Origin of the sequence: Sphaerisporangium sp. NPDC049003 (genome assembly GCF_043197795.1) — a bacterium.
Taxonomy (GTDB): Bacteria; Actinomycetota; Actinomycetes; order Streptosporangiales; family Streptosporangiaceae; genus Sphaerisporangium.
The window spans coordinates 40,565-62,877 of record NZ_JBICTU010000027.1 but is presented as its reverse complement, the minus strand read 5'-3'; the positions used below and the strand labels follow the sequence as shown (position 1 = coordinate 62,877).

Sequence of the window (22,313 nt, the reverse complement as noted above, 5' to 3'; positions counted from 1 at the left end):
ACGCCGGGCACCGTAGACGGTGACAGCCCCTCACCCGCAACGGGTTATCCGGGCCGTTCAGGGGGCGGGCCACGGTCTGTGTCGCACCTCACCCCCCTTTTCCCCCTCTTTCAGTAGGTATGCCCCTAGTAGGCGGGTACCTGCATGGTGTTTACTGCATCTATCCATTTGGGATGTTCTGGTAGACAGATCACTGTGCCGGGAAGGTGTGGCATGGAGGGAATCGTCGAGCGTGGCGTCCACAGTCGCCGCGGTCTGCTGAAGGCGGCCGTCATGGGCCTGGCCATCCCGGCTCTTCTGGAGGCGTGCGGCGCGTCGCCGGCGCCGCCGGCGCGGTCAGGCGGGAACGCCTCCGCCGGGACCGACACCGGCAGGGACATCGAGCTGCTCCGGGTCTCGCTGCCCGGGTCGCTGTCGAACCTCTATCCCGGCCAGGAGTCCGGCATCCTGAACTACTACGTCGCCGGGATCTGCATGGAGGGCCTGGTCGGCGTCGACACGTCCGGCAAGATCGTCCCGGCCCTCGCGTCGAGCTTCGAGCGCACGTCACCGACGACCTACGTCTACACGATCCGCGCCGGCGCCCGGTTCCACGACGGCAGCCCGGTCACGGTGGAGGACGTCCTTGCCTCGATCGAGATGGCCAGGGACGCCAAGGTCTCGCCCAGCACCGCCGGATACTGGGCGGGGCTCGACAAGGCTGTGAGGTCGGGCGAAGGCGAGATCACCCTGACCAGCAAGACCGCCGCCGAGTCGTTCGCGTGGCTGCCGTCCAACGCCGACGCCCTGTGGGTCGCGCCGAAGGCCGTCTGGGAGAAGGCCAAGGGCCAGATCGGCGGCGTCCAGACGCCGCTCGTCGGGTCCGGGCCGTACAAGGTCACGAGCTTCGCCCCTGACTCGCACGTGGAGTTCACGCGCGTGGACACCTGGTGGGGGACCAGGCCGAAGGTCGCCAGAATACGGTTCGAGTTCATCGCCGACGACAACACGCGCCTGCTCGCATGGAAGGCGAACAAGACCGACATGTCGTTGAACGTGCCCCTGGCCCAGTCCCGGCAGTGGGAGGCGGTGGCCGGCACGCGGGTGGTCTACGCGCCGGACCGCTCCTACGCCGGCCTGACGTTCAACGTGTCGGCCAAGCCGTTCGACGACGTCCACGTCCGCAAGGCCATCGCCCACGCCGTGAACCGCGACGCCGTCGTCGAGAAGATCCTGCGCGGCCGGGGCCAGGTCGCCACCGCGCTCTCGACTCCGGAGCAGTTCGGCGGCCTGTGGACGCCGGAGCAGGCGGCCAGAGAGCTGGCCGCCATCCCGCAGTACGAGTACGACCTGGATAAGGCCAGGCAGGAGCTCGCCCAGTCCTCGGTGCCCGGCGGGTTCACCGCCGCCCTCTCCTACCCGAACACCGGCCCCCACCTGGGCACGGCCGCGCTGGCGTTCGCCGCCGACCTGAAGAAGATCGGGATCACGCTCGACGTCAAGGAGCTGCCGATCGAGCAGTGGCTCGCCGAGCTGAACACCTTCCCCCCGCTGAGCTTCATGTGGTACTTCAACACCACCGGCGACCCCGGGGAGCTCGCGAGCTGGTTCCTCGCCGACGGCAACCCGGCCAAGTACGCCGGCAAGCGGGCCGCGGCGACGACCGCCGAGGCGGGCCGGGAGGCCGACCAGGCCAAGCGGGCCAAGCTGCTCATCGAGGCGCAGGCGGCACAGGCGGCCGACCTCGCCTACCTCCCGCTGTGGTGGGGGCAGGCCGCGGTCGCGTTCACCAGCGCCATCGGGGTGAAGGACTACACCTCCTACACCATGCTCGCCGGATGGCCCGGACACCTGTACGCGGCGAAGTGAACCGGCCCGTCCTCGCCTTCGTGCTGCGCAGGGCCGGCGCGACACTGTTGTTGCTGCTCGCGCTGTCCCTGCTCGTGTTCACGCTCCTCTACCTGGCCCCCGGCGACGTCGCCCGCAACATGCTCGGCACGCGGAACGTCACGCCCGAGGCGCTGGCACAGGTCCGTGCCCGTTACCACCTGGACGAGCCGTTCCTTTGGCAGTACTGGCGGTGGCTCTCCCACGCGGTCACCGGTGACTTCGGCACCTCCATCCGTACCGGGGGCCCCATCGGGTCGCTCATGCTCGGCAAGACGGGCGTCACCGCGGCCACGGCCGGGCTCGCGTTCCTGATGTCCGTTCTCGTGGGCGTCCCCACGGGGATCGCGACGGCCGTCCGGCGGGGCCACCGGCTCGACCGGCTGCTGGTCGCCGCGTCCGTCGTCGGGGTCAGCGCCCCCGGTTTCGCGGTCGGGCTGCTGCTGCTGTACGTGTTCGCGCTCGGCCTCGGCTGGTTCCCCATCTACGGAACAGGCGCCGGGTTCGCCGACGCCCTCTGGCATCTGGTCCTCCCCGCGGTGGCGCTCGCGCTCGGCCTCGGCGCCTTCGTCGTCAAGCTGACCAGGGCCGCCGTGATCCGCGAACTCGGCCAGGACTACGTGACCTTCGCCCGCGGCCGCGGCCTGTCCGAGCGGGCGGTGCTGCGGATCGTGCTGCGTAACGCGGCCATCCCGATCGTCACCAGCCTCGGCCTGATGGTGGCGTACCTGTTCGGTGGCACCGTGCTCATCGAGGTCACCTTCGCCCTGCCGGGCCTCGGGTCGCTGATGCAGGAGGCGGTGCTGTTCAAGGACATCCCCGTGGTGCAGGCGCTGACCCTCGTCGTCGCCCTCGTGGTCTCGGCGACGGCGCTCCTGGTCGACCTGTCCTACCTGCTGATAGATCCCCGTGTACGGGCGAGGACGGTGCGGCGATGAGCGGTCCGAGGCGGCGCCCGCCGGTGGTCGCGATCCTGTCGGCCACGCTGCTGGCCCTCGTCGCGATCTGCGCGGCGGCCAGGGAGCTCATCGCCCCGCACGCGCTGGACCAGGACATCTACCTCGGGGTCGTCGCCGGCGGCGTCGAGGGACACCTGTTCGGCACCGACCAGCTCGGCAGGGACATCCTCCAGCTCTCGCTGGCCGGCGCGCGTTCCGCGCTGGTCGGCCCGCTCGTGGTCGCTGTGGGGTCGATGCTGATCGGGTTCTTCCTCGGCACCGTCGCGGGCTACCGGGGCGGGATCGTCGACCTGCTGGCCGGCCGCTACGCCGACCTGCTGCTCGCGCTCCCCGCGGTGCTCCTGGCCATCGTCGTCGCCGGCATCATCGGCAGGGGCTACTGGGTCACCGTCGCCGTGCTGATCGTGCTGTTCTCCCCGTCGGACGTACGGCTGGTGCGCGGCGCCGTCATCGAGCAGGCTCCGCGTCCCTACATCGAGTCGGCCCGGGTCCTCGGCGTCCGGCCCTCCCGGATCATGTTCCGGCACATCGCTCCCAACATCCTGCCCATCGTGATCGCGAACCTCCTGCTGAACGTCGCGTTCGCGCTCGTCGCGCTGTCGTCGTTGTCCTACCTCGGCCTCGGCGTCCCGCCCGGCGCCCCCGACTGGGGACGCCAGCTCGCGGACGGCCGCGAGCTGCTCGGCGACAACCCGCTGGCCGCCGTGATCCCCGGGCTGCTGATCATCCTGACCGCCACGGCGGTGAACCTCCTCGGGGACTGGCTCTCCGAGCGGCTCGAACGACAGGTGGTGGCCCGATGACGGCGCCGATGCTCACCGTCCGCGATCTCCGGGTCACCTCCGGCTCGGGGGTCATCGTCTCCGGTCTCGATCTCGCCGTGGCCCCCGGCGAGACGGTCGCCATCGTGGGCGAGTCCGGCTCGGGCAAGTCGATGACCGTGAAGGCGCTGGTCGGGCTGCTACCCGAAGGGGTTCACGCCGGCGGGCGGATGGAGCTGGGCGGCAGGCGGCTCGACCTGGCCGCCCGTGGGACGCCGTGGCGCGAGGTCCGGGGGTCGAGGATCGCGCTGCTGCTCCAGGACCCCTTCACCTCGCTGTCCCCGGTCCATCGCTGCGGCGAGCAGATCGGCTGGGCGATCCCCGGCCGGGGGAACCGCGCCGGGCGCGTGGCGCGGCTTCTGGCCGAGGTGGGGCTGTCCGCCGAGGTCGCCGGCAAGTACCCCTTCCAGCTCTCCGGCGGCATGCGCCAGCGAGTGGCCATCGCCGCCGGGCTCGCCGCCGATCCCGACCTGCTGATCGCCGACGAGCCGACCACGGCCCTGGACGTCACCACCCAGCACGAGGTGCTGGAGATCGTCGCCGGACTCCAGCGCGACCGCGGCATGGCACTGATTCTGATCACACACGACCTGCGGCTCGCGCGCAGCCGGGCCGACCGGATCATGGTCATGTACGCCGGTCGGCTGGTCGAGGAGGGACCGACCGCCGACGTGATGCACGCCCCCGCGCATCCGTACACCGCGCGGCTGGCGGCCTGCGACCCCCCGATCACGCACCGGCTCCCGGCCCTGCCGACGATTCCCGGCTCGGTCCCCCGGCCGTCGGCCGTCGGCGCCTCGTGTGCCTTCGCGCCCCGGTGCGATTTCGCCGCCGAGGCGTGCCTCGCGGCGGAGCCGGACCTAGTCGAGGTCGCCGCCGGGCATCGGGCCGCGTGCGTGCGCCCGGAGACGGCGGCGCGGGCGGTCTCGGCCGGCCCGGCCGTGGGGCGTCCGGCCGGGGACGACCCGGTCACGGCGCGCCCCGGGCCGCCGCTGCTCACCGTCCAAGGGCTGACCAAGCGCTTCCCCGGCGCCGCCGCGCCGGCCCTGGACCGGGTCGACCTTGAGGTCGCGGCGGGCGAATCGGTCGCGGTGGTGGGCGAGTCCGGTTCGGGCAAGACCACCCTCGCCCGGTGCGTCGTACGCCTGGAACGGCCGGACTCCGGCCGGATCGGCTTCCACGGCGCGGGCACCGGGGCCGGGCGGGTCCAGATCGTCTTCCAGGATCCCTACTCCGCCCTGAATCCGGGACTGACCGTCGGCACGTCCCTGGCCGAGGCCCTCGCCGCGGCCGGGCGGCCGAGGTCCGAGGTCGGGGAGCTGCTCGAACTCGTCGGGCTGCCCGCCGCGTACGCCGGCCGCAGACCGAGGGCGCTGTCCGGCGGCGAGCGCCAGCGGGTGGCCATCGCGCGTGCCCTCGCCCCTCGCGCGGACCTGCTGGTCTGCGACGAGCCGGTGTCAGCGCTCGATGTGTCCGTCCAGGCCCAGGTGCTCAACCTGCTCGCGGACCTGCGCGGGAAGCTGGGGCTGACCCTGCTGTTCATCACCCACGACCTGGCGGTGGCCCGGCAGATCGCGGACCGCGTCTACGTGATGCGCCGGGGTCGCGTCGTGGAGAGCGGCCCCGTCGGCTCCGTGCTGGGAGCCCCCGCACACGAATACACCCGACAGCTGCTGGCCTCGATCCCGGCGGCGCAGTAGGAGGTTTTCCCCCCATGCCTGAACCACGTGTCGATGTGCTGCCCGTGACCGGTGACGTCGGGCGCGTCGCCGACGGGATCCTCGGCCTGCCCGAGGAGCTCCTGCGCCGATGGCGGCGCGCCGGGGGCGCCCAGGTGCGCACGCTCGTCACGGTCCGTTCCGGTGACGCCCTCGTCGGGGCGGCCTTCGAGGCGCACCGGCCGATGACGGCCTACAGGAAGATCGTCGACGTCTGGGCGGCGGACGAGGAGGTGGCCGACGCGCTGGTGACCACCGTCGAGGACCGGGCCTTCCAGGACGGCGCCGTCGCGGTCAAGCGGTGGTTCGCCGCCAGGGACGCCGCCTGGGAGCGGTCGCTGGATCGCGGCTACCGCGAACTTCCGGTTCCCACGTGGGCGGGACCGGTCACCGAGGACCCGGCGGATACCGGCTTCGGGCAGGTGCGATGGCGTGACAGGGCGCCCGGCCGTGCTCTGCGCTACATGCGGCAGACCACGGACTTCACCTGCGGACCCGTGGCGCTCCAGATGGGTCTTTGCGCTCTCGGGTTGCAGGGCGAGCCCGACCGGGCCGAGGAGATGCGCCTGTGGCGCGAGGCCACGACCGTGGGCGGATGCGATCCGCTCGGGCTGGCCGTCGCCGCCGCCGGGCGCGGCGCGGCGCCCGAGGTGCTGCTGTCGGCCGAGGGGCCGGTCCTGCTCGAACTGTGCCGCACCGACGAGGAGCGCGACATGCGGGCGTTCATCCAGGCGGGGTTCAGGAACGAGCTGGCCGATCGCGGCATCGCCGTCGAGACCGCGGCGTTCGGCCTCGACCGGCTGCGTGGCGCGCTCGCCGACGGCGGCATCGCGCTGGTGCTCATCGAGCAACTGGGAATGCACGCGGAAAGCAGCCCTCACTGGATCACCGTGCACAGCGTGGACGGTGACGTCTTCTACGCCAACGACCCGTGGACCGACGCCGACCTCGGCGAGACCTACGTGGACGCCCTCGACCTGCCGTTGCCCTCGGCCGCCCTGGACCGGCTCGCGTGGTACGGCGCGCCGAGCTACCGGAGCATGGTCGTGCTCCGCCCGGCCTGACGGTCCCTCCGGCGGGCCGTCGCCGTCGCCGAGTGCCCTAGTCGGAAGGCATCGAGACCAGGGTCAGCAACCGGGTCGCCCGCGCGGTGGTCCTGTAGCTGTGCTCGGTCTCGGCCGGGAACCGGACGGTGTCGCCCGAGCGCAGCCGAACCTGCCAGGTCGCGATCTCCAATGTCACGGCGCCGGACAGCACGTAGGCGAACTCCTCCGAGCCCCGGCCGTGCGGCGCGCTCTCATGGGTGTGCTCCGGTGGCAGCACGGACTCGTAGATCTCGAACCGGCGGCGGTCCATCGAGCTGAGCAGCGTGCGCGCGGCCTCGTCGGCCGAGGCCCTCCGCATCACCTGCGGCTCGAACAGCGGCGTGCGCGTGATGTCGGCGAAGGACAGCTCCAGCGCCTCGGCGAGACCCGACAGGACCTCCACCGTCGGGTTGGCCAGGCCGCGTTCGAGCTGGGACAGCAGCGCCTTGCTGAAACCGGACCGGTCGGCGAGGTCTCGGATGCTGAGCCCCCTCGTGCGCCGAGCGTGCCTGACGTTGCTCGCTATCGCGGCCCGCACCTGCTCTGAGAGAGTGCTCACTCACCTATCACCGGCCTTCGTACGGCCGGCTCGCGCCACCGCCGCCCGCCTGCTCGCCCTGCCACGCGCCCAGCCTAGTGGGCCGCGCCCGCGGGCGCGGAGGCGGCGACGTCGTGACGGGCGGCGGGGACGCCGTCCCCGTGCGGGCGCCCGCTACCAGGCGACCGGCAGCCGGTGCACGCCGTAGATCGCCATGGTGGAGCGCGTCGCCACCTCCTCGGGAGGCACGGCGAGTCGCAGGCCGGGGAAGCGGCGCAGCAGCGCTGGGTATCCGACGCGCATCTCCACGCGGGCGAGCTGCTGCCCGAGACACTGGTGGACGCCGTGGCCGAAGGCCAGATGTCCCGTCCCCTGCCGCGTGAGGTCGAGCGTGTCAGGGTCCTCGAAATGGCCGGGGTCACGGTTGGCGGCGGCCAGGGACACCGTCACCGTCTCCCCCGCCTTGATCACCTGGCCCTCGATCTCCACGTCCTCCCGTGCCGCGCGCACGACGCCGACGTGGACGATGGTGAGGTAGCGCAGCAGCTCCTCAACGGCGGTCGCGGCCCGGGAGGGGTCGTCGCGCAGCGCGGCCAGCTGGACGGGGTTCCGCAGCAGCGTGAACGTGCCAAGCGCGAGCATGTTGGCGGTGGTCTCGTGGCCCGCGACCAGCAGGAGCATCGCCACGCCGGTGATCTCGTCCTTGGTGAGCCGCCGGGCCGACACCAGGCTGCTGATCAGGTCGTCGCCGGGCTCGGCGCGCTTCTGGACCACCAGCTCCCGCATGTACCCCATCAGGTCGTCCATCGCCTCCCGCACCTGCCCGGGCGTCGATTCGAGGTCGAGCATCACCCGCGACCGGCTCTGGAACCGGTGGTGCCCGCTGTACGGCACGCCGAGCAGCTCGCAGATGACCAGGGAGGGGATGGGCAGCGCGAACTCCTCCACCAGATCGGCGGGAGGGCCCGCCTGCTCCATGGCGTCCAGCCGGTCCGCGGTGATCCTCTCGATCCTCGGCTCCAGCCGCTTCATGTGGTGCACGGTGAAGTGGCCGGTGAGCTGCCGGCGGAAGCGGGTGTGCTCGGGCGGGTCCTCCTGCAGGAAGAACCCCGGCACCTCGGCGATCAGCTCCTGGGTGACCCGCTCGCCGACCGGCGGGTGCAGCAGGTCGGGATCGGTGCTGAAACGGGGGTCGGCGAGCACCGCGCGGGCGGCGGCGTGGCCGGTCACCAGCCAGCCCACGTGCCCGTCGGTGTAGAGCATCGGCCGGATCGGCCCCTCCTCGCGCCACCGGCGCAGATCGCGCGGCGGGTCGAAGGGATTCTGGCGGTCCAGGGGAAGGGTGACGGGGTTCGACATCGCGTGCGTCATGATGCGTTCCTCCCTTTCTCCACAAGACCCTACAAGCTGCGATATTTCCCTGAATGAAAGGAACTATCCGGTGTGGTAAATTTCGCCCACCCCATCGAGCCTCCGGCGGACGAGCGGCCGTCCATGGACATCAGGGCAGCTAGGACGCCTGCCGGACGCCTGACCGCGTACCGTCCGGTCCCATCGGAAAAGGAGAATCGCGCCAGTTCGAGCAGAGTGCAACAATCACCTGAACCATCAACAGAACCCATTCCAACCCTATTTATTTCGCAATATCCACACAAAGAGCTGTAGCGGGTTCAGAAGAAAAGCGGCGCGTCCTGTGACCCCCGCGACGCGGCCTGACGCGGAGGCGGCCATCGGCACCCGGCGCGGGCAGCGGAACGGCCCGGCGGATGGGTGTTCCGCCGGGCCGTCCTGTGTGTCGGAGTGAACCCCCGAGGGCGAGGCCTCGGCCCCGCCTTACCCTGCTCAGCTCTTGGCGAGCAGGGAGCGCAGGACGTACTGCATGATGCCGCCGTGGCGGTAGTAGTCGGCCTCTCCGGGCGTGTCGATGCGCACGACGGCCTGGAACTCCCGGTCCCCCGCCTTGACCGTCACGGTCGCCGGGGTGGTGCCCGAGTTGAGCTCCTCGACACCGGTGATGTCGAAGGTCTCCTCACCCGTCAGGCCCAGCGAGGCGGCGCTCTCGCCCTCGGGGAACTGCAGCGGGAGGACGCCCATGCCGATCAGGTTGGAGCGGTGGATGCGCTCGTAGGACTCGGCGATGACGGCGCGGACGCCGAGCAGGGCCGTGCCCTTGGCCGCCCAGTCGCGTGAGGAGCCGGAGCCGTACTCCTTGCCCGCCAGCACGACCAGCGGGACGCCGGCCGCCTGGTAGTTCACCGAGGCGTCGTAGATCGCTACGACCGGGCCTCCGTCCTTGGTGAAGTCGCGGGTGAAGCCGCCCTCGGTGCCCGGCGCGATCTGGTTGCGCAGGCGGATGTTGGCGAACGTGCCCCGGATCATGACCTCGTGGTTGCCGCGCCGGGAGCCGTAGGAGTTGAAGTCCTTCAGCTCGACGCCGTTCTCCTTGAGGTAGCGCCCTGCGGGCGAGTCGGACTTGATGGAGCCGGCCGGGGAGATGTGGTCGGTCGTCACCGAGTCGCCGAGCAGCGCCAGCGTCCGGGCGCCGTGGATGTCGGTCACGGCCTCCGGCTTGCTCGGCATGCCGTCGAAGTACGGCGCCTTGCGCACGTACGTCGAGGCCGGGTCCCACTCGAAGGTGTCGCCGGTCGGGATCGGCAGCGAGCGCCATGCCTCGTCGCCCTTGAACACGTCGGCGTAGTCACGCTTGAACATGTCCTCGCCGATCGAGGAGTTGACGACCTCGGCGATCTCCTCGGTGGAGGGCCAGATGTCCGCCAGGAACACCGGCTCGCCGTCGGCGCCGGTGCCGAGCGGCTCGGTGTCCAGGTCGAGGTCCATCGTGCCGGCCAGGGCGTACGCGACGACCAGCGGCGGCGAGGCGAGGTAGTTCATCTTGACGTCGGGGTTGATCCGGCCCTCGAAGTTGCGGTTGCCGGACAGCACGGCGGTGACGGCCAGGTCGCCGGACTGGACGGCCTCGGAGATCTCCTCGGGCAGCGGCCCGGAGTTGCCGATGCAGGTGGTGCAGCCGTAGCCGACGAGGTTGAACCCGAGCTTGTCGAGGTAGGGCGTGAGCCCGGAGCGCTCGAAGTAGCCGGTGACGACCTGCGAGCCCGGGGCCAGCGAGGTCTTCACCCACGGCTTGCGGGTGAGCCCCTTGTCGACGGCGTTCCTGGCCAGCAGGGCCGCGCCGATCATGACGTACGGGTTGGAGGTGTTGGTGCAGGAGGTGATCGCGGCGATGACCACCGCGCCGTGGTCCAGCTCGAACGACGTGCCGTCGGCCAGCGTGACCGGGGTCGGCCTGCGCGGGCGGTCGCGGCCGGCCTCCGAGCCGGGCTCGGTGGCGGCGGCCGGCTTGTCCTCCTGCTTGTCGTGCCCGTCGGCGCTGGCGTTGGAGGCCGGCGAGTCGGAGGCGGGGAAGGACTCCTTGCCCTCCTCGTCGGTGCCGTTGGCGTCAGGGACGAACACCCGCACGTCGTGGCGCCAGGTCTCCTTGGCCGAGGACAGCGCGATGCGGTCCTGCGGGCGCTTCGGGCCGGCGATGGACGGGACGACGGTCGCGAGGTCGAGCTCGATGTACTCGGAGAAGACCGGCTCGACGGAAGGGTCGTGCCAGAGGCCCTGCTCCTTGGCGTACGCCTCGACCAGCGCGACCTGCTCGGCGCTGCGGCCGGTGAGCTTGAGGTACTTCACCGTCTCGCCGTCGATCGGGAAGATCGCGCAGGTGGAGCCGAACTCGGGGCTCATGTTGCCGATCGTGGCCCGGTTGGCCAGCGGCACGGCGGTCACGCCGTCGCCGTAGAACTCGACGAACTTGCCGACGACGCCGTGCTGCCGCAGCATCTCGGTGATCCGCAGGACCAGGTCGGTCGCGGTCGCGCCCGGAGGAAGCTGGCCGGTGAGCTTGAAGCCGACGACGCGCGGGATGAGCATGGAGATCGGCTGGCCGAGCATCGCGGCCTCGGCCTCGATGCCGCCGACGCCCCAGCCGAGCACGCCGAGGCCGTTCTCCATGGTGGTGTGGGAGTCGGTGCCGACGCAGGTGTCCGGGTAGGCCCTGCCGTCGCGGATCATGACGACGCGGGCGAGGTGCTCGATGTTGACCTGGTGCACGATGCCGGTGCCCGGCGGGACGACCTTGAACTCGTCGAACGCCGTCTGGCCCCAGCGCAGGAACTGGTAGCGCTCGTGGTTGCGCTCGTACTCGCGGTCGACGTTGCGCTGGAAGGAGTCGGGGCCGCCGAAGAAGTCGACGATGACGGAGTGGTCGATGACCATCTCGGCCGGGGCGAGCGGGTTGATCTTGCTCGCGTCGCCGCCGAGGTCGCGTACGGCCTCGCGCATGGTGGCCAGGTCGACCACGCAGGGCACGCCGGTGAAGTCCTGCATGATCACGCGGGCGGGCGTGAACTGGATCTCCACGCTCGGCGCCGCGGTGGGGTCCCACCCGCCGAGCGCGCGGATGTGGTCGGCGGTGATGTTCGCGCCGTCCTCCGTGCGCAGCAGGTTCTCCAGCAGGATCTTCAAGCTGTACGGGAGGCGTTCCGACCCCTCGACGGCGTCCAGCCGGTAGATCTCGTAAGCCGCGTCACCGACGCGGAGGGTGTCACGGCTGCCGAAGCTGTTCGCGGACACGGAGACTCGCCTCCCTCATTTCACGCTCATCGCCACTGATGGTGGGGCACACAGTTTTCCTGGTTCGCCCCATAGATCCTGCCGCACCGGTGGAGTGCCATCACCAGTTAGGCTGCCCTAACCACCTTGGGCAGGACAGATCTCTCGATATCAAGATATCCCTCAGGTATCTCGACATCAAGTTACCCTCTGGTAGGCCGTCAGGTGGACGCGGGCATGAGGCGTGCCGCCAGCAGGCCTATCACGACGACCGAGAGCACAGGGCCGAGAATCTTGATCTCGAACGCCTGGCCGGTCTTGATCCCGATGCGGTAGGGCAGGACCCACCGGTGCCTCATCGGCCACAGCACCGGGCATCCGCGCTCGGTCAGGCAGTCGCCGACCACGTGGGCGAGGCATCCGACCGCGACGGCGAGGCCCAGCCAGAGGTAGCCCACGTCGCGGGAGTGGAACAGGATGAACGTCCCCGCGGTCAGGCCGATGTTCACCAGGGCCGAGGTGATGGTCTTGCCGGGGACGCCGATGCCGATCGACCGCAGCGCCAGCCCGATCATCAGGATGACCACGATGTCGCGGCCGATCGCGTAACGATCGGCCAGCAGGTGGGAGCCGGCGCCGGCGGCGATGGCGAACAGCAGCGAATGGGTGGCGTGCCGGTGGCCCCCGCTGGCCCAGTTGAACGCCTTGCTGAGCACCCAGGTGGCCGGGCCGAACGTCTGGGCGATCGTGGCGTGCGGGTGGTCGAGATCGGGGAGCATCGCCGCGCCCGCGCAGACCAGGGCCCCGGCGATCAGCTCGCCGGGCGAGAGCACGTTGGCCACCACGGGCGTCAGCTCGCCCGCGAGTCCTCCGAGAGCGGGAAGCGCCGTGAGCCCGGGCGCGATGAGCAGCCAGGCGGCGGCGCCGCTCAGCGCGTGGGTATGCCCCATCATGCGTAGATCACGATCGGGCACCCTACGGCAAAATCTCCCCCATCCGGCGGAACCCTCTCGGTAACCGGGCGGCGTGTCGCCACCGTCCGGAGTCGCGCCAGGTCAAGGGCTCGTGAGGTGGAGGCGAAAGCAGACGGGACCGTTCCGCTCCAAGAGCACCCCCCAGCCCTCTCAGAGCAGAACGATCCCGTCCGAAACCTGATAACGCTCGGATCTCGATGTCTGTTCCCGTCCTCGCGTGATCTGCGTCACTTCTTCGAGATTGCTCACGGTCCCGCCGCGCCCCGGGCGGGTCCGCCGTGCGTACGCCCGCCCCGCCGGGCATTCGCGACATGACTTCTTCTTGACGAGGGGTTGCGTCCCAGAATGTTCTCGATATATCTTTGAGGCATCGAGAACGATCGAAAGTCGATCGCCACTTGCAAGGGGGAAAGTCAATGACCCACACGTATCCGATCGGAGGCGCGCTGCCCGACCCGCGTGCCATCAAGGGCGCCGCGCTGGCCGCGCTCGGCTCCATGGCCTCCGCCTGGCAGCAGGGGCACCACGGGCACCACCACGGCCCCCAGGGCCACCCGCGCGACGAAGAGGGCCGCGAGCGCCGTTTCCGGGGGCATCGGGGGCCGGGGCCTTTCGGCTGGGACTTCGGGCGCGGCCCGTTCGGGCCCGGTTTCGGGTTCGGCGGCGGGCGCCCGCCGTTCGGCAGGGGCGGCCGCAAGGCCAAGCGGGGCGACGTCCGCGCCGCCATCCTGGCCCTGCTGGCCGAGGAGCCGCGCAACGGCTACCAGGTGATCCAGGAGATCGCCCAGCGCAGCGAGGGAGGCTGGAAGCCGAGCCCCGGCGCGGTCTACCCGGCGCTGCAGCAGCTCACCGACGAGGGCCTGGTGCGCGCCGAGGAGACCGACGGCCGCAAGACCTTCACGCTCACCGAGGCCGGCCGCGCCTACGTGAGCGAGCACCCCGAGGAGGTGCGCGCCCCCTGGGAGGACATGACGCCGAACGTCGACGAGGGTGTGCACGAACTCTTCGATTTGTCGCGCCAGGCCGCCGCGGCGCTCTTCCAGATCGCGCAGACTGGCAGTGACGGGCAAATCGGGCAGGCGAAGCAGATCTTGGCCGAGACGCGGCGCAAGCTCTACCAGATCCTGGCCGACGGCGACACCTCGGAGGAGTGACCCTCGATGACCTCGCGGGACGATCTGCGGATCGGTGACGCGGAACGCGACGAGGTGATGACCGCCCTGCGCGAGCACTTCGCGCAGGGCCGGCTCACCCACGCCGAACTGGACGAACGACTCGACACCGCCCTCGCCGCCCGCACCGCGAGCGACCTGCGGCAGATGACGGCCGACCTTCCCGGACCGGCCTCGCGGCGCCCCGTCGAGTACGCCCGGCCGCGGGCGGACGGCTGGACGCCGCCGCAGCACGCCGACCTCGCCTCCTGGGGTCACCACATGGCTTACAGGGCCGAGAGGGCCGCGGCGCGCCGCGAGCGGTTCGAGCGGCGGCGCGGGCGCCACGGCGGGCCCCCGGTCTTCCTGTTCGTCCTCGCGTTCATCCTCATCGCGTCGGTGGTCACCGGCTTGGCCGGGCCGCTGCTCGGTCTGGTGAAGGTGCTGTTCTTCGTGGGGCTCGCCTTCACCCTGATCAGGCTGGCGCACCACCGCCACCATCTCCGCCATCCCCGCCTCGGGCGCCGCCGCTGAGGACCCCTCAGGGCACATCGAGTCGTCTTGGCCGGGCGGACCTTCACGGTCCGCCCGGCCTTGTCGTGCGTGCGATTTGGGTCTTGACGCTCCCAGTCAACCGTTTCATGATCGGCCTGTCTCCCGACCGCCGCCGTTCCCGGGTTTCGGTTCATGTGGGTCCGGGCATGGTGGCGCACGTTCTCCGCGATTACCCACCGGCCCTGTGGCGAACCGCCGAGGGCTCCGCACCCACGAACAAGGAGTAGCCGATGGTCCCGATAACGGACAATCAATTAGATTGCCACGTTTTCGAGCGGGTGCGCGAAGCCAAGGCGGCGGTCATGCCGCCGGAGGTGTACGGACCGGAGTTCCGCGAGGCCTACGAGACCGCCGACGGCGTGGTGTGGAAGCTCGAACGCGCGCAGAACTTCTACGAACCCTACGAGCCCAGCTGGGTGGCGATGACCGAGGGCGATTGGGAACGTTCCCTTCAGCTCGTCGACGAGTCGCGCGGCTCGCTCCGCGCCGAGTACGACGGCTACGCCGAGTTCCGGCGGGTCCGCGTCGTCGAGCCGCCCATCACGCCGTACATGCAGTGGGAGCTGCACGTCCTCGCCGCCCGCGTCGAGGCGGGGGAGCATGCCCGGGTCGTGCCGGTCTCCGCCGTCCGGCCCTTCGAGCGTTACAACCCGCTCCCCGAGCTGCTGATCTTCGAGTCCACCCTCATGTACGAGGTGCTCTACGACGCCGACGGCACCCACCTCGGCGGTCGCCGCATCACCGACCACGACGTGGTCGAGCCGTGCCTCGCCGCCCTGATCGGGCTGTACGAGCAGGGCGAGGAGCTCGCGGCCTACCACCGGCGCGAGATCGTCCCCCTGCCCGCGCCCGCCGTACGGCCGCTCGTCTCCTGACGCCGGCCCCTCCCTGGCCGGCCCGCGCGCGACCGGCTCGCCCGCCTCCGTCTCAGAGCCGGGGCCGGCTCAGAGCCGGGGGTCGACGGGTTCGGATTCCAGGGCGAGGACCGCGAAGACGGCCTCGTGTACCCGCCAGAGCGGCTCGCCTCCGGCCAGCCGCGCGAGCGACTCAAGGCCAAGGGCGTGCTCGCGAAGGGCCAGTGACCGCTTCCTGCCGAGGAACCTGCGGCGCAGCACGTCCAGGCTCTCGGTGTAGTCGGGTCCGTAGATGATCCGCAGGTACTCGCGCCCGCGCACCTTCACGCCCGGCTGCACGCGGCCGGGCGCGGGGTGCGCGGGCTTGACGACCATGCCCTCGCCCCCGGCCTCGGTGAGCGAGGTCCACCACGCGGTGGCCGCAGCCCGTGACTCCTCCGACTCCAGCGAGACGAAGACGTGCCTGGTCGGGGTGATCAGGCCGGACCTCAGGCGCTCCAGCCTCGCGAGGTGCCATGAGTGCGGCTCCTCCCCCGCCGTCGCCCGTCCCTCCACCGCGAGGATCTGGAACGGCGCCAGCCGTACGCCGGATAGACCCGAAACCGGCCAGCAGTACCGCGCGTAGGCGTCCCTGAACCGGGCGGCGTGGCCGAGGCGGCGCCGGGTGCGACCCAGAAGATCGTCCACGTCCAGACCGCGCCCGGCCGCCGCCTCCAGGGCCGCCACCGCCTCGGGCAGGGCCGCGCGGGCCGCCGCCCCGACCGACGCGTACTGCTCCCGGATCAGGCCGCCGGCCTTCGCCGACCAGGGCAGCAGCTCGGCGTCGAGGACCATCCACTCGGTGCCGAGCTCCTCCCAGAGCCCGGCCTCCGACACCGCCGCCCGCAGCCCGTCGACCAGCCCGGCCGTCAGGGCGGGCTCGTCGAAGAACGGGCGGCCCGTACGGGTGTGCACGGTCCCGCAGGTGCCGTCGGTCACCCCGAACCGCGCCGCGGCGGCCTCCGGGGTGCGGGTCAGCACGACGACGGCCCGCGATCCCATGTGCTTCTCCTCGCACACGACCTCGGTGACCCCGGCCCTGTGGAACTCCTCGAACGCCTCGGCGGGGTGCTCCAGGTGGCCCTCCAGCGACGAGGTCTGCGGCGGGGCCATGGTCGGCGGCAGGTAGACCAGCCAGCGAGGGTCGACCGCGAACCGGCTCATGATCTCCAGCGCGGCGGCGGAGTTCTCCTCCCGGATCTTGATCTTGCCGCCGGTGCGGACCTCCACGTACCGGGTGCCCTGGACGTCGCCGATGTCCAGCAGCCCGGGATCGCGCCGGGCGGCCGGGGCGATCGGGCGGGCGGGCTCGTACCAGACCTGCTCGGCCGGGACCGAGACCAGCTCGCGCGCGGGGTAGCGCAGGGCGGTCAGCGTCCCGCCGAACACGCAGCCGGTGTCCAGGCAGATCGTGTTGTTGACCCACTCGGGCTCGGGGACCGGCGTGTGGCCGTACACGACCATGGCGCGGCCCCGGTAGTCCTTGGCCCACGGGTACCGCACCGGCAGGCCGTACTCGTCGGTCTCCCCGGTCGTGTCGCCGTAGAGCGCGAAGGAGCGCACCCGGCCTGAGGCGCGGCCGTGGTAGGCCTCCTTCAACCCGGCGTGGGCCACCACGAGGGCGCCTCCGTCGAGCTGGTAGTGGCTGATCAGGCCGTCCATGAAGGCCTTGGCCGCCTCACGGAACTCCTCCGGCTCGCGGCCGAGCTGCTCCAAAGACCGCTCCAGCCCGTGCGCGATCGTGACCTTGCGGCCGTTCAGCGCCCGTACGAGCTTCTGCTCGTGGTTGCCGGACACGCACAGCGCCGTCCCCGCCGCCACCATGCCCATGACCAGCCGCAGGACGCCGGGCGAGTCGGGGCCGCGGTCGACGAGGTCGCCGACGAAGACCGCGGTCCTGCCCTCGGGGTGCCCGGCCCCGACGGGCCGTCCCGCGTCGTCGCGGTGGAGCTTCCATCCGAGCTCGGTGAGCAGCGTCTCCAGCTCCGAGCGGCAGCCGTGAACGTCCCCGATGATGTCGAAGGGACCGGTCAGCTCGCGCCGGTCCGTCCAGGCCTTCTCGTAGGTGATCGCGACGTCGTCGACGGCCTCGCCCCGGAGCACGTGCACCCGCCGGAAGCCGTCCCTGGAGATCTTGGACAGCGACCGCCGCAGGTCCTTGCGCTGCCGGGTGATCACATGGGCGCCGAAGTCCCTGTCGGGACGCAGGGCGTTGCGGGCGACCGCGACCTCCTCGGGCACGTCCAGCACGATCGCGTCCACGAGCACGTCGTGGCTCTTCGCCAGCTCGACGAGCTTCTTGCGGGCCTCCCACTGGACGTTGGTGGCGTCCACGACGGTGAACAGCCCCCGGCGCAGCCGGGTGCCGACGATGTAGTGCAGGACGTCGAAGGCGTCCGGGGTCGACTCCTGGTCGTTCTCGTCGTCGGCGACCAGGCCCCGGCAGAAGTCGGAGGAGATCACCTGGGTCGGCTGGAAGTGCCTGCGGGCGAACGTCGACTTGCCGCTTCCCGACACGCCCACCAGCAGGACGAGCGACATCCTGGGCACGCTGATCTCAGCCACGGCCGAACACCCCCATCTGGGTCGGCGGCCCGACCTCTGGATCGTCCCCGCCGACCGGCCGGTACGTCACGCGGTAGCCGTACTCCTCGCAGACCCTCCCGGCCCACGCGGCGAACTCCGCGCGCGTCCACTCGAACCGGTGGTCCGGGTGGCGCATGCCGGTCAGGAACTCGTACCGGACGTTGTACTCGCTGTTGGGCGTCGTCACGACCACGAGGCCCGGCCTCGCGGTGCCGAAGACCACGCGCTCCAGTGCGGCCAGGCGGGGCGGGTCGACGTGCTCCACGACCTCCATCAGCACGGCCGCGTCGTACCCGGCGAACCGCTCGTCGGTGTAGGTGAGCGCGCCCTGGAACAGGTGCAGGCGGGCCCGCCGCGCTTCGGGCATCCGGTCGAGCTTGAGGCGGCGCGCGGCCACGGCGAGCGCACGCGCCGAGACGTCCACGCCGGTGACCCTGGCGAACCCGGGGTTCCCCAGCAGTTCGCCGACGAGCCCGCCGGAGCCGCAGCCGAGGTCGATGACCGTACGCGCCCGCGCCTCGGTGAGCACCTCGACCACCGCCTCCCTGCGCAGCAGGTTGAGCGGCGTGCGGGCGGACCGGTCGGACTCCGCCTCCGCGCTCGCGGCGGGGTCGGCGGGCGCGGGCGGCTCGGCTGTCGCGACAGGGTCGGCGGGTGTGGGCGGGTCGGCGGGTGTGGGCGGGTCGGCGGTCTCCTCCTCGATGGGAGGCTCCAGGTCCTCCTCGACGTCGTCGCCCAGCTCGGCCAGGCGGGCGAAGGCGGTGTTCGTCAGGCTCCTGCGGCGGCCGAGGTAGCGGCGCGTGATCCGCCCGCGCTCCGGGTGGGACGCCAGCCAGCCCTCCCCCGCGCGGATCAGCTTGTCGACCTCGTCGGAGGCCAGCCAGTAGTGCTTGGCGTCGTCGAGCACCGGGAACATGACGTAGAGCTGGTTGAGGGCGTCCGCCAGCCTCACCGGCCCGCGCAGCACGAGCCGCACGTACCTCGAATCGCCCCACTCGGGGAACCCGTCGTCGAGCGGGACCGCCTGCGCCTCCACCTGCCAGCCGAGCGGCTCGAACAGCCGCCGCGCGAGCTCCGGGCCGCCCCGGCAGGGCAGCGCGGGCACCGTGATCTCCAGCTCGATCGGCCCGGCCGCCAGCTCGGGCCTGGCGGCGCAGTGCCCCGCGCGGGCCGTCCTGAAGACGTCCGCGAGCGCGACGGCCAGCATCGAGGAGGCCGCGTACGGGCGGTCGTTGACGTACTGGCCCAGGCTGAAGCCGGGCGAGGATGTGCCGCGCGAGCGCACCAGCCGGATGGGGTCCACCTCGACCATGAGCGCGGCCGTACAGCGTTCCTCGGTGGCCTCGGGGTAGAACACCCGGGCCACGCCGAACGACTGCCCGAACTCCTGGACGCGGTCCGGGTGCTTGTGGAGCAGGAAGCCGAGATCGGTGGCCGGCCGCGTGGTCGTCGAGATGGTCAGGAGCACGCTGCCCGATTTTTCCCTATAGGCCACCGCACGGGCCACCGGTTTGGCGGCCCCGCCGTCCGGCCGGGCCCACCGCCCTCGCCCGGGGGCGCCAGGATCAGATGTGCGGCATGATCTCCGCCGCGATCAGCTCCAGGTGGTCGATATCCGACAGGTCGAGCACCTGAAGGTACAGCCGCTCGGTGCCGGCCCCGGCGAACGTGCCGATCTTGTCCAGGACCTCCTCCGGCGTGCCCGCGAGGCCGTTCTCCCGCAGCTCGGAGACCTCGCGGCCGATCGCCGCCGCCCGGCGGGCGATCTCGGCCTCGTCGCGGCCGACGCACACGACCTGCGCGGCCGACATGACGATCGAGTAGCGGCCGGCCGCCTCGCACGCCTCCCGCACCCGGACGTACGCGGCGGCGGTCTCGTCCAGGCCGGCGAAGGGCACGTTGTACTCGTCGGCGAACTTCGCGGCGATGCGGGGCGTCCGCTTGGCGCCCGTACCGCCGATGATCACCGGCGGGCGTGGGTCCTGGGCGGGCTTGGGCAGCGCCGGGGAGTCGGCGAGCCGGTAGTACGCGCCCTCGAAGGAGTACGTGTCGCCCGGCTTGGTGGTCCACAGCCCGGTGACGATCTCCAGCTGCTCCTCGAAGCGCGCGAAACGCTCCCCGAGCGGCGGGAACGGGATGCCGTACGCCTTGTGCTCCGCGTCGAACCAGCCCGTGCCGAAGCCGAACTCCACGCGCCCCCCGCTCATCTGGTCGACCTGCGCGACGCTGATCGCCAGCGGTCCGGGCAGCCGGAAGGTCGCGGCCGTGACCAGCGTGCCGAGGCGGATGGTCTCGGTCTCGCGCGCGAGCGCGCCGAGCGTCACCCAGGAGTCGGTCGGGCCGGGTCCTGGGTCGCCGTCGTCCATGCGAAGGTAGTGGTCGGAACGGAAGAACGCGTCATATCCGAGGCGCTCGGCGGCCCGCGCCACCTGGAGCTGGTCCTCGTAGCCGGCCCCCTGCTGGGGCTCGGTGAAGATCCTTAATCTCATACGACTCATTATCCCGTCACTGCAGAATCAATCTTCGGGGTGGTGCAGGGGTTCGCAGGTATCTCTGCAGTGGGTAAGAAAGCGCCCATGGGAGGACTTCCTGCCTACACACCGATGCTCGCCCAGCTGGGACCGCTCCCAGCGCCGGGCGAGGACGACGCCTGGGGCCACGAGATGAAGTGGGACGGCGTGCGCGCCCTCGCGTACATCGAGAACTCCGCCCTGAGGCTCATCTCCCGCAGCGGCAAGGAGGTCACGGTCGCCTACCCCGAGCTGTACGCGCTGGCGGGCGCGGTCGGCGGGCACGATGTCGTGCTCGACGGGGAGATCGTCGCCTTCGACGAGGCGGGCCGCCCGAGCTTCTCGGCGCTCCAGCCCCGCATGCACCAGCGGCGCGAGGAGCGCGTGCGCAAGCTCGCCCAGAGCATCCCGGTGACGTACATGCTGTTCGACATCCTGCACATCGGCACCGAGCCCGTCATAGCCCTTCCGTACGTGCGGCGCAGGGAGCTGCTTGAGGACATCGTGTCGGCGGGGGCCCGCTGGCAGGTGCCGGCCTGGTTCCGCGACGACGGCACCCACGCCCTCGGGCTGAGCCGCCGGCTCGGCATGGAGGGGATCGTCTCCAAGCGGCTGCGGTCGCCGTACCGGCCGGGCAGGAGATCCCCGGAGTGGACCAAGGTCAAGAACTTCCGGGCGCAGGAGGTCGTGATCGGGGGCTGGGCGCCGGGGCGGGGCCGGCGGTCGTCGACGATCGGCTCTCTGCTCCTCGGCGTCCACGAGGGCGGCCGGCTCGTCTACGCGGGCAACGTCGGCACCGGGTTCACCGAGGAGACGCTCAGGGAGCTGGGCGCGGTCCTCGCCCCGCTGGCGCGGGACACCCCGCCGTTCGACGCCCCGGTGCCGCGCGAGCAGGCCAGGGACGCCCGCTGGGTGGAGCCGGTGCTGGTGGGCGAGGTGCAGTACGCGGAGTGGACGGGTGACGGAAGGCTCCGTCACCCGTCCTGGCGTGGCCTGCGCGACGACAAGTCCCCAGAGGACATCGTCCGCGAGCCCGAACCGTTCCCGGCTCGCGGACCCGACGTCACCCGCGAAGGGGACCCGCCCCAGCTCGCCGGCTGACCGTCGCACCCGTGACGGGCGCGATGCGGCGGATCGGGCGATCGTCACCGCTTCGCGGAGGTCGCCCTGATCGTCACCCGCGACGGCGGGCCGCCGCGGAGGGCAGGCTGACGAGCTCGACGAGCTCGTCCAGGTCGACGTACTTAGCGACCTCGGCCACCGACCGGCAGTAGGCGACCACGATCCCGTGCTGGCGGACCCGCAGCCGCGTCCGGCCGTCGAGCCTGATCGGCTCGACCTCGTACCCGTTGCCCCCTACCCATCGCGACATGCCGGAATGATAAGAAACCGCAGGTCAAATGCATGCAAAACCCACCAGCTCATCGAGCACCGCTTGCCTGAGCGGGAGGCCAGGACCGCCGGTGGTCAGGTGTGGCGGGCTCTCTCCAGGCCGTCGAGGATGAGGTCGAGGCCGAACTCGAACTCGCCGGCGTAGACGTCCCGGCCGCCGCCTAAAGATCCCCAGGCCGCAGCGGCCCGGCGAAGACCACGATCTCGTCGATGTCACCGGCGGCCGTGAGGTGCACCATGTCGGTGCCCGACAGCACGGTGCCGCCGTCGGCCGCCTCGAAGCGCCAGCCGAACCGGCCCCACTCGTGCGGCGCGTCGACCGAGGTCGTACGCACCAGCCGGCACCCGCCCGCCCGATAGCTCTGCACCACTTCGGTGATGAAGTCCTCCACCGCGCCGCGCCCGACGCCGCGGCCGATCGGGCCCCAGAACATCACGCCCGGTGCGAGCGCGCGGCTGAGCAGATCGGCCCGCCGCGCCGGGTCGTCGGAGTTGGCCGCGGCGATGAAGGCGTCGACCGCGTCCGCATGCGCCTGGGCCTGTGGCTCCGTCCGGGAGTTCGCCGTCACGTCGTCCTCCTGAGGTCTCATGGAGACGATCGTCCCAGAGCCGACGGCCGACGGGCCCGGCCCAGGGGAGGAAGCACGG

Annotated in this window: 18 protein-coding genes; 9 read left to right on the top strand and 9 right to left on the bottom strand. The window is 71.4% G+C overall.

Translation table 11 applies throughout. The features are described 5' to 3' along the window. The first annotated feature begins 213 nt into the window (after positions 1–213). From ACGFIV_RS27685 to ACGFIV_RS27665, 5 genes are read left to right on the top strand one after another with little or no spacing between them, the layout of a single operon-like run. A complete protein-coding gene (locus tag ACGFIV_RS27685; RefSeq protein WP_392838130.1) occupies positions 214–1,848 on the top strand; it encodes an ABC transporter substrate-binding protein in 1,635 nt (544 codons plus the stop codon). After that, positions 1,818–2,804 carry an ABC transporter permease gene (locus tag ACGFIV_RS27680; protein ID WP_358552464.1) on the top strand — a complete coding sequence of 329 codons (987 nt, stop codon included), beginning with the start codon at positions 1,818–1,820 and terminating at the stop codon, positions 2,802–2,804. The genes ACGFIV_RS27685 and ACGFIV_RS27680 overlap by 31 nt, the downstream gene beginning before the upstream one ends. Beyond that, on the top strand, positions 2,801–3,628 hold the full coding sequence (locus ACGFIV_RS27675) for an ABC transporter permease (RefSeq protein WP_392838129.1): 828 nt from the start codon (positions 2,801–2,803) through the stop codon (positions 3,626–3,628). Before ACGFIV_RS27680 ends, ACGFIV_RS27675 begins: the two co-directional genes overlap by 4 nt. Then, the gene (locus ACGFIV_RS27670) at positions 3,625–5,346 is read left to right on the top strand and encodes a dipeptide ABC transporter ATP-binding protein (RefSeq protein ID WP_392838128.1); all 1,722 of its coding nucleotides are present in this window, start codon (positions 3,625–3,627) and stop codon (positions 5,344–5,346) included. The genes ACGFIV_RS27675 and ACGFIV_RS27670 overlap by 4 nt, the downstream gene beginning before the upstream one ends. Before the next feature lie 14 nt (positions 5,347–5,360). Beyond that, positions 5,361–6,428 carry a peptidase C39 family protein gene (locus ACGFIV_RS27665; protein WP_358560288.1) on the top strand — a complete coding sequence of 356 codons (1,068 nt, stop codon included), beginning with the start codon at positions 5,361–5,363 and terminating at the stop codon, positions 6,426–6,428. 37 nt (positions 6,429–6,465) lie between these two features. Here the strand turns inward: ACGFIV_RS27665 and ACGFIV_RS27660 are convergent, their stop codons facing one another. The 4 genes from ACGFIV_RS27660 to ACGFIV_RS27645 form a co-directional block, all read right to left on the bottom strand. Further along, positions 6,466–7,008, bottom strand: coding sequence for an XRE family transcriptional regulator (locus ACGFIV_RS27660; protein WP_358560290.1), 543 nt, complete (start codon positions 7,006–7,008; stop codon positions 6,466–6,468). A gap of 153 nt (positions 7,009–7,161) precedes the next feature. Beyond that, positions 7,162–8,358: a cytochrome P450 gene (locus ACGFIV_RS27655; protein WP_358560292.1), complete on the bottom strand. Its 1,197-nt coding sequence runs from the start codon at positions 8,356–8,358 to the stop codon at positions 7,162–7,164. Positions 8,359–8,829: 471 nt separating this feature from the next. Next, on the bottom strand, positions 8,830–11,625 hold the full coding sequence (locus tag ACGFIV_RS27650; protein ID WP_392838127.1) for an aconitate hydratase: 2,796 nt from the start codon (positions 11,623–11,625) through the stop codon (positions 8,830–8,832). 200 nt (positions 11,626–11,825) lie between these two features. Then, positions 11,826–12,557: a metal-dependent hydrolase gene (locus ACGFIV_RS27645; RefSeq protein WP_358560296.1), complete on the bottom strand. Its 732-nt coding sequence runs from the start codon at positions 12,555–12,557 to the stop codon at positions 11,826–11,828. Positions 12,558–12,994: 437 nt separating this feature from the next. Between ACGFIV_RS27645 and ACGFIV_RS27640 the strand changes: the two genes are divergently transcribed. The 3 genes from ACGFIV_RS27640 (at position 12,995) to ACGFIV_RS27630 (ending at position 15,159) form a co-directional block, all read left to right on the top strand. Further along, positions 12,995–13,732: a PadR family transcriptional regulator gene (locus tag ACGFIV_RS27640; protein WP_358560298.1), complete on the top strand. Its 738-nt coding sequence runs from the start codon at positions 12,995–12,997 to the stop codon at positions 13,730–13,732. A gap of 6 nt (positions 13,733–13,738) precedes the next feature. Next, positions 13,739–14,263, top strand: coding sequence for a DUF1707 domain-containing protein (locus ACGFIV_RS27635; protein ID WP_358560300.1), 525 nt, complete (start codon positions 13,739–13,741; stop codon positions 14,261–14,263). Positions 14,264–14,562: 299 nt separating this feature from the next. Beyond that, a complete protein-coding gene (locus ACGFIV_RS27630; RefSeq protein ID WP_358562385.1) occupies positions 14,563–15,159 on the top strand; it encodes a DUF6879 family protein in 597 nt (198 codons plus the stop codon). A 69-nt stretch (positions 15,160–15,228) separates the two neighbouring features. Here the strand turns inward: ACGFIV_RS27630 and ACGFIV_RS27625 are convergent, their stop codons facing one another. The 3 genes from ACGFIV_RS27625 to ACGFIV_RS27615 all read right to left on the bottom strand — a co-directional run bounded on the left by ACGFIV_RS27625 (position 15,229) and on the right by ACGFIV_RS27615 (position 20,252). Next, a complete protein-coding gene (locus ACGFIV_RS27625) occupies positions 15,229–17,742 on the bottom strand; it encodes a polynucleotide kinase-phosphatase (protein ID WP_392838126.1) in 2,514 nt (837 codons plus the stop codon). Continuing rightward, positions 17,735–19,231, bottom strand: coding sequence for a 3' terminal RNA ribose 2'-O-methyltransferase Hen1 (locus tag ACGFIV_RS27620; RefSeq protein WP_358555538.1), 1,497 nt, complete (start codon positions 19,229–19,231; stop codon positions 17,735–17,737). The genes ACGFIV_RS27625 and ACGFIV_RS27620 overlap by 8 nt, the downstream gene beginning before the upstream one ends. A gap of 97 nt (positions 19,232–19,328) precedes the next feature. Beyond that, a complete protein-coding gene (locus ACGFIV_RS27615; protein ID WP_358555541.1) occupies positions 19,329–20,252 on the bottom strand; it encodes an LLM class F420-dependent oxidoreductase in 924 nt (307 codons plus the stop codon). Positions 20,253–20,339: 87 nt separating this feature from the next. Here ACGFIV_RS27615 and ligD point away from each other — a divergent pair, with 87 nt between their 5' ends. Continuing rightward, positions 20,340–21,374 carry a non-homologous end-joining DNA ligase gene (ligD, locus tag ACGFIV_RS27610; protein WP_358555544.1) on the top strand — a complete coding sequence of 345 codons (1,035 nt, stop codon included), beginning with the start codon at positions 20,340–20,342 and terminating at the stop codon, positions 21,372–21,374. A gap of 73 nt (positions 21,375–21,447) precedes the next feature. On the opposite strand, the gene ACGFIV_RS27605 is transcribed toward ligD, so the two are convergent. Together ACGFIV_RS27605 and ACGFIV_RS27600 are read right to left on the bottom strand one after the other, a co-directional pair. Then, a complete protein-coding gene (locus ACGFIV_RS27605) occupies positions 21,448–21,645 on the bottom strand; it encodes a transposase (RefSeq protein WP_358555547.1) in 198 nt (65 codons plus the stop codon). 181 nt (positions 21,646–21,826) lie between these two features. Then, positions 21,827–22,255 (bottom strand): nuclear transport factor 2 family protein, encoded by a 429-nt coding sequence (locus ACGFIV_RS27600; RefSeq protein WP_392838125.1) that lies wholly within the window; start codon positions 22,253–22,255, stop codon positions 21,827–21,829. Positions 22,256–22,313 lie beyond the last annotated feature (58 nt).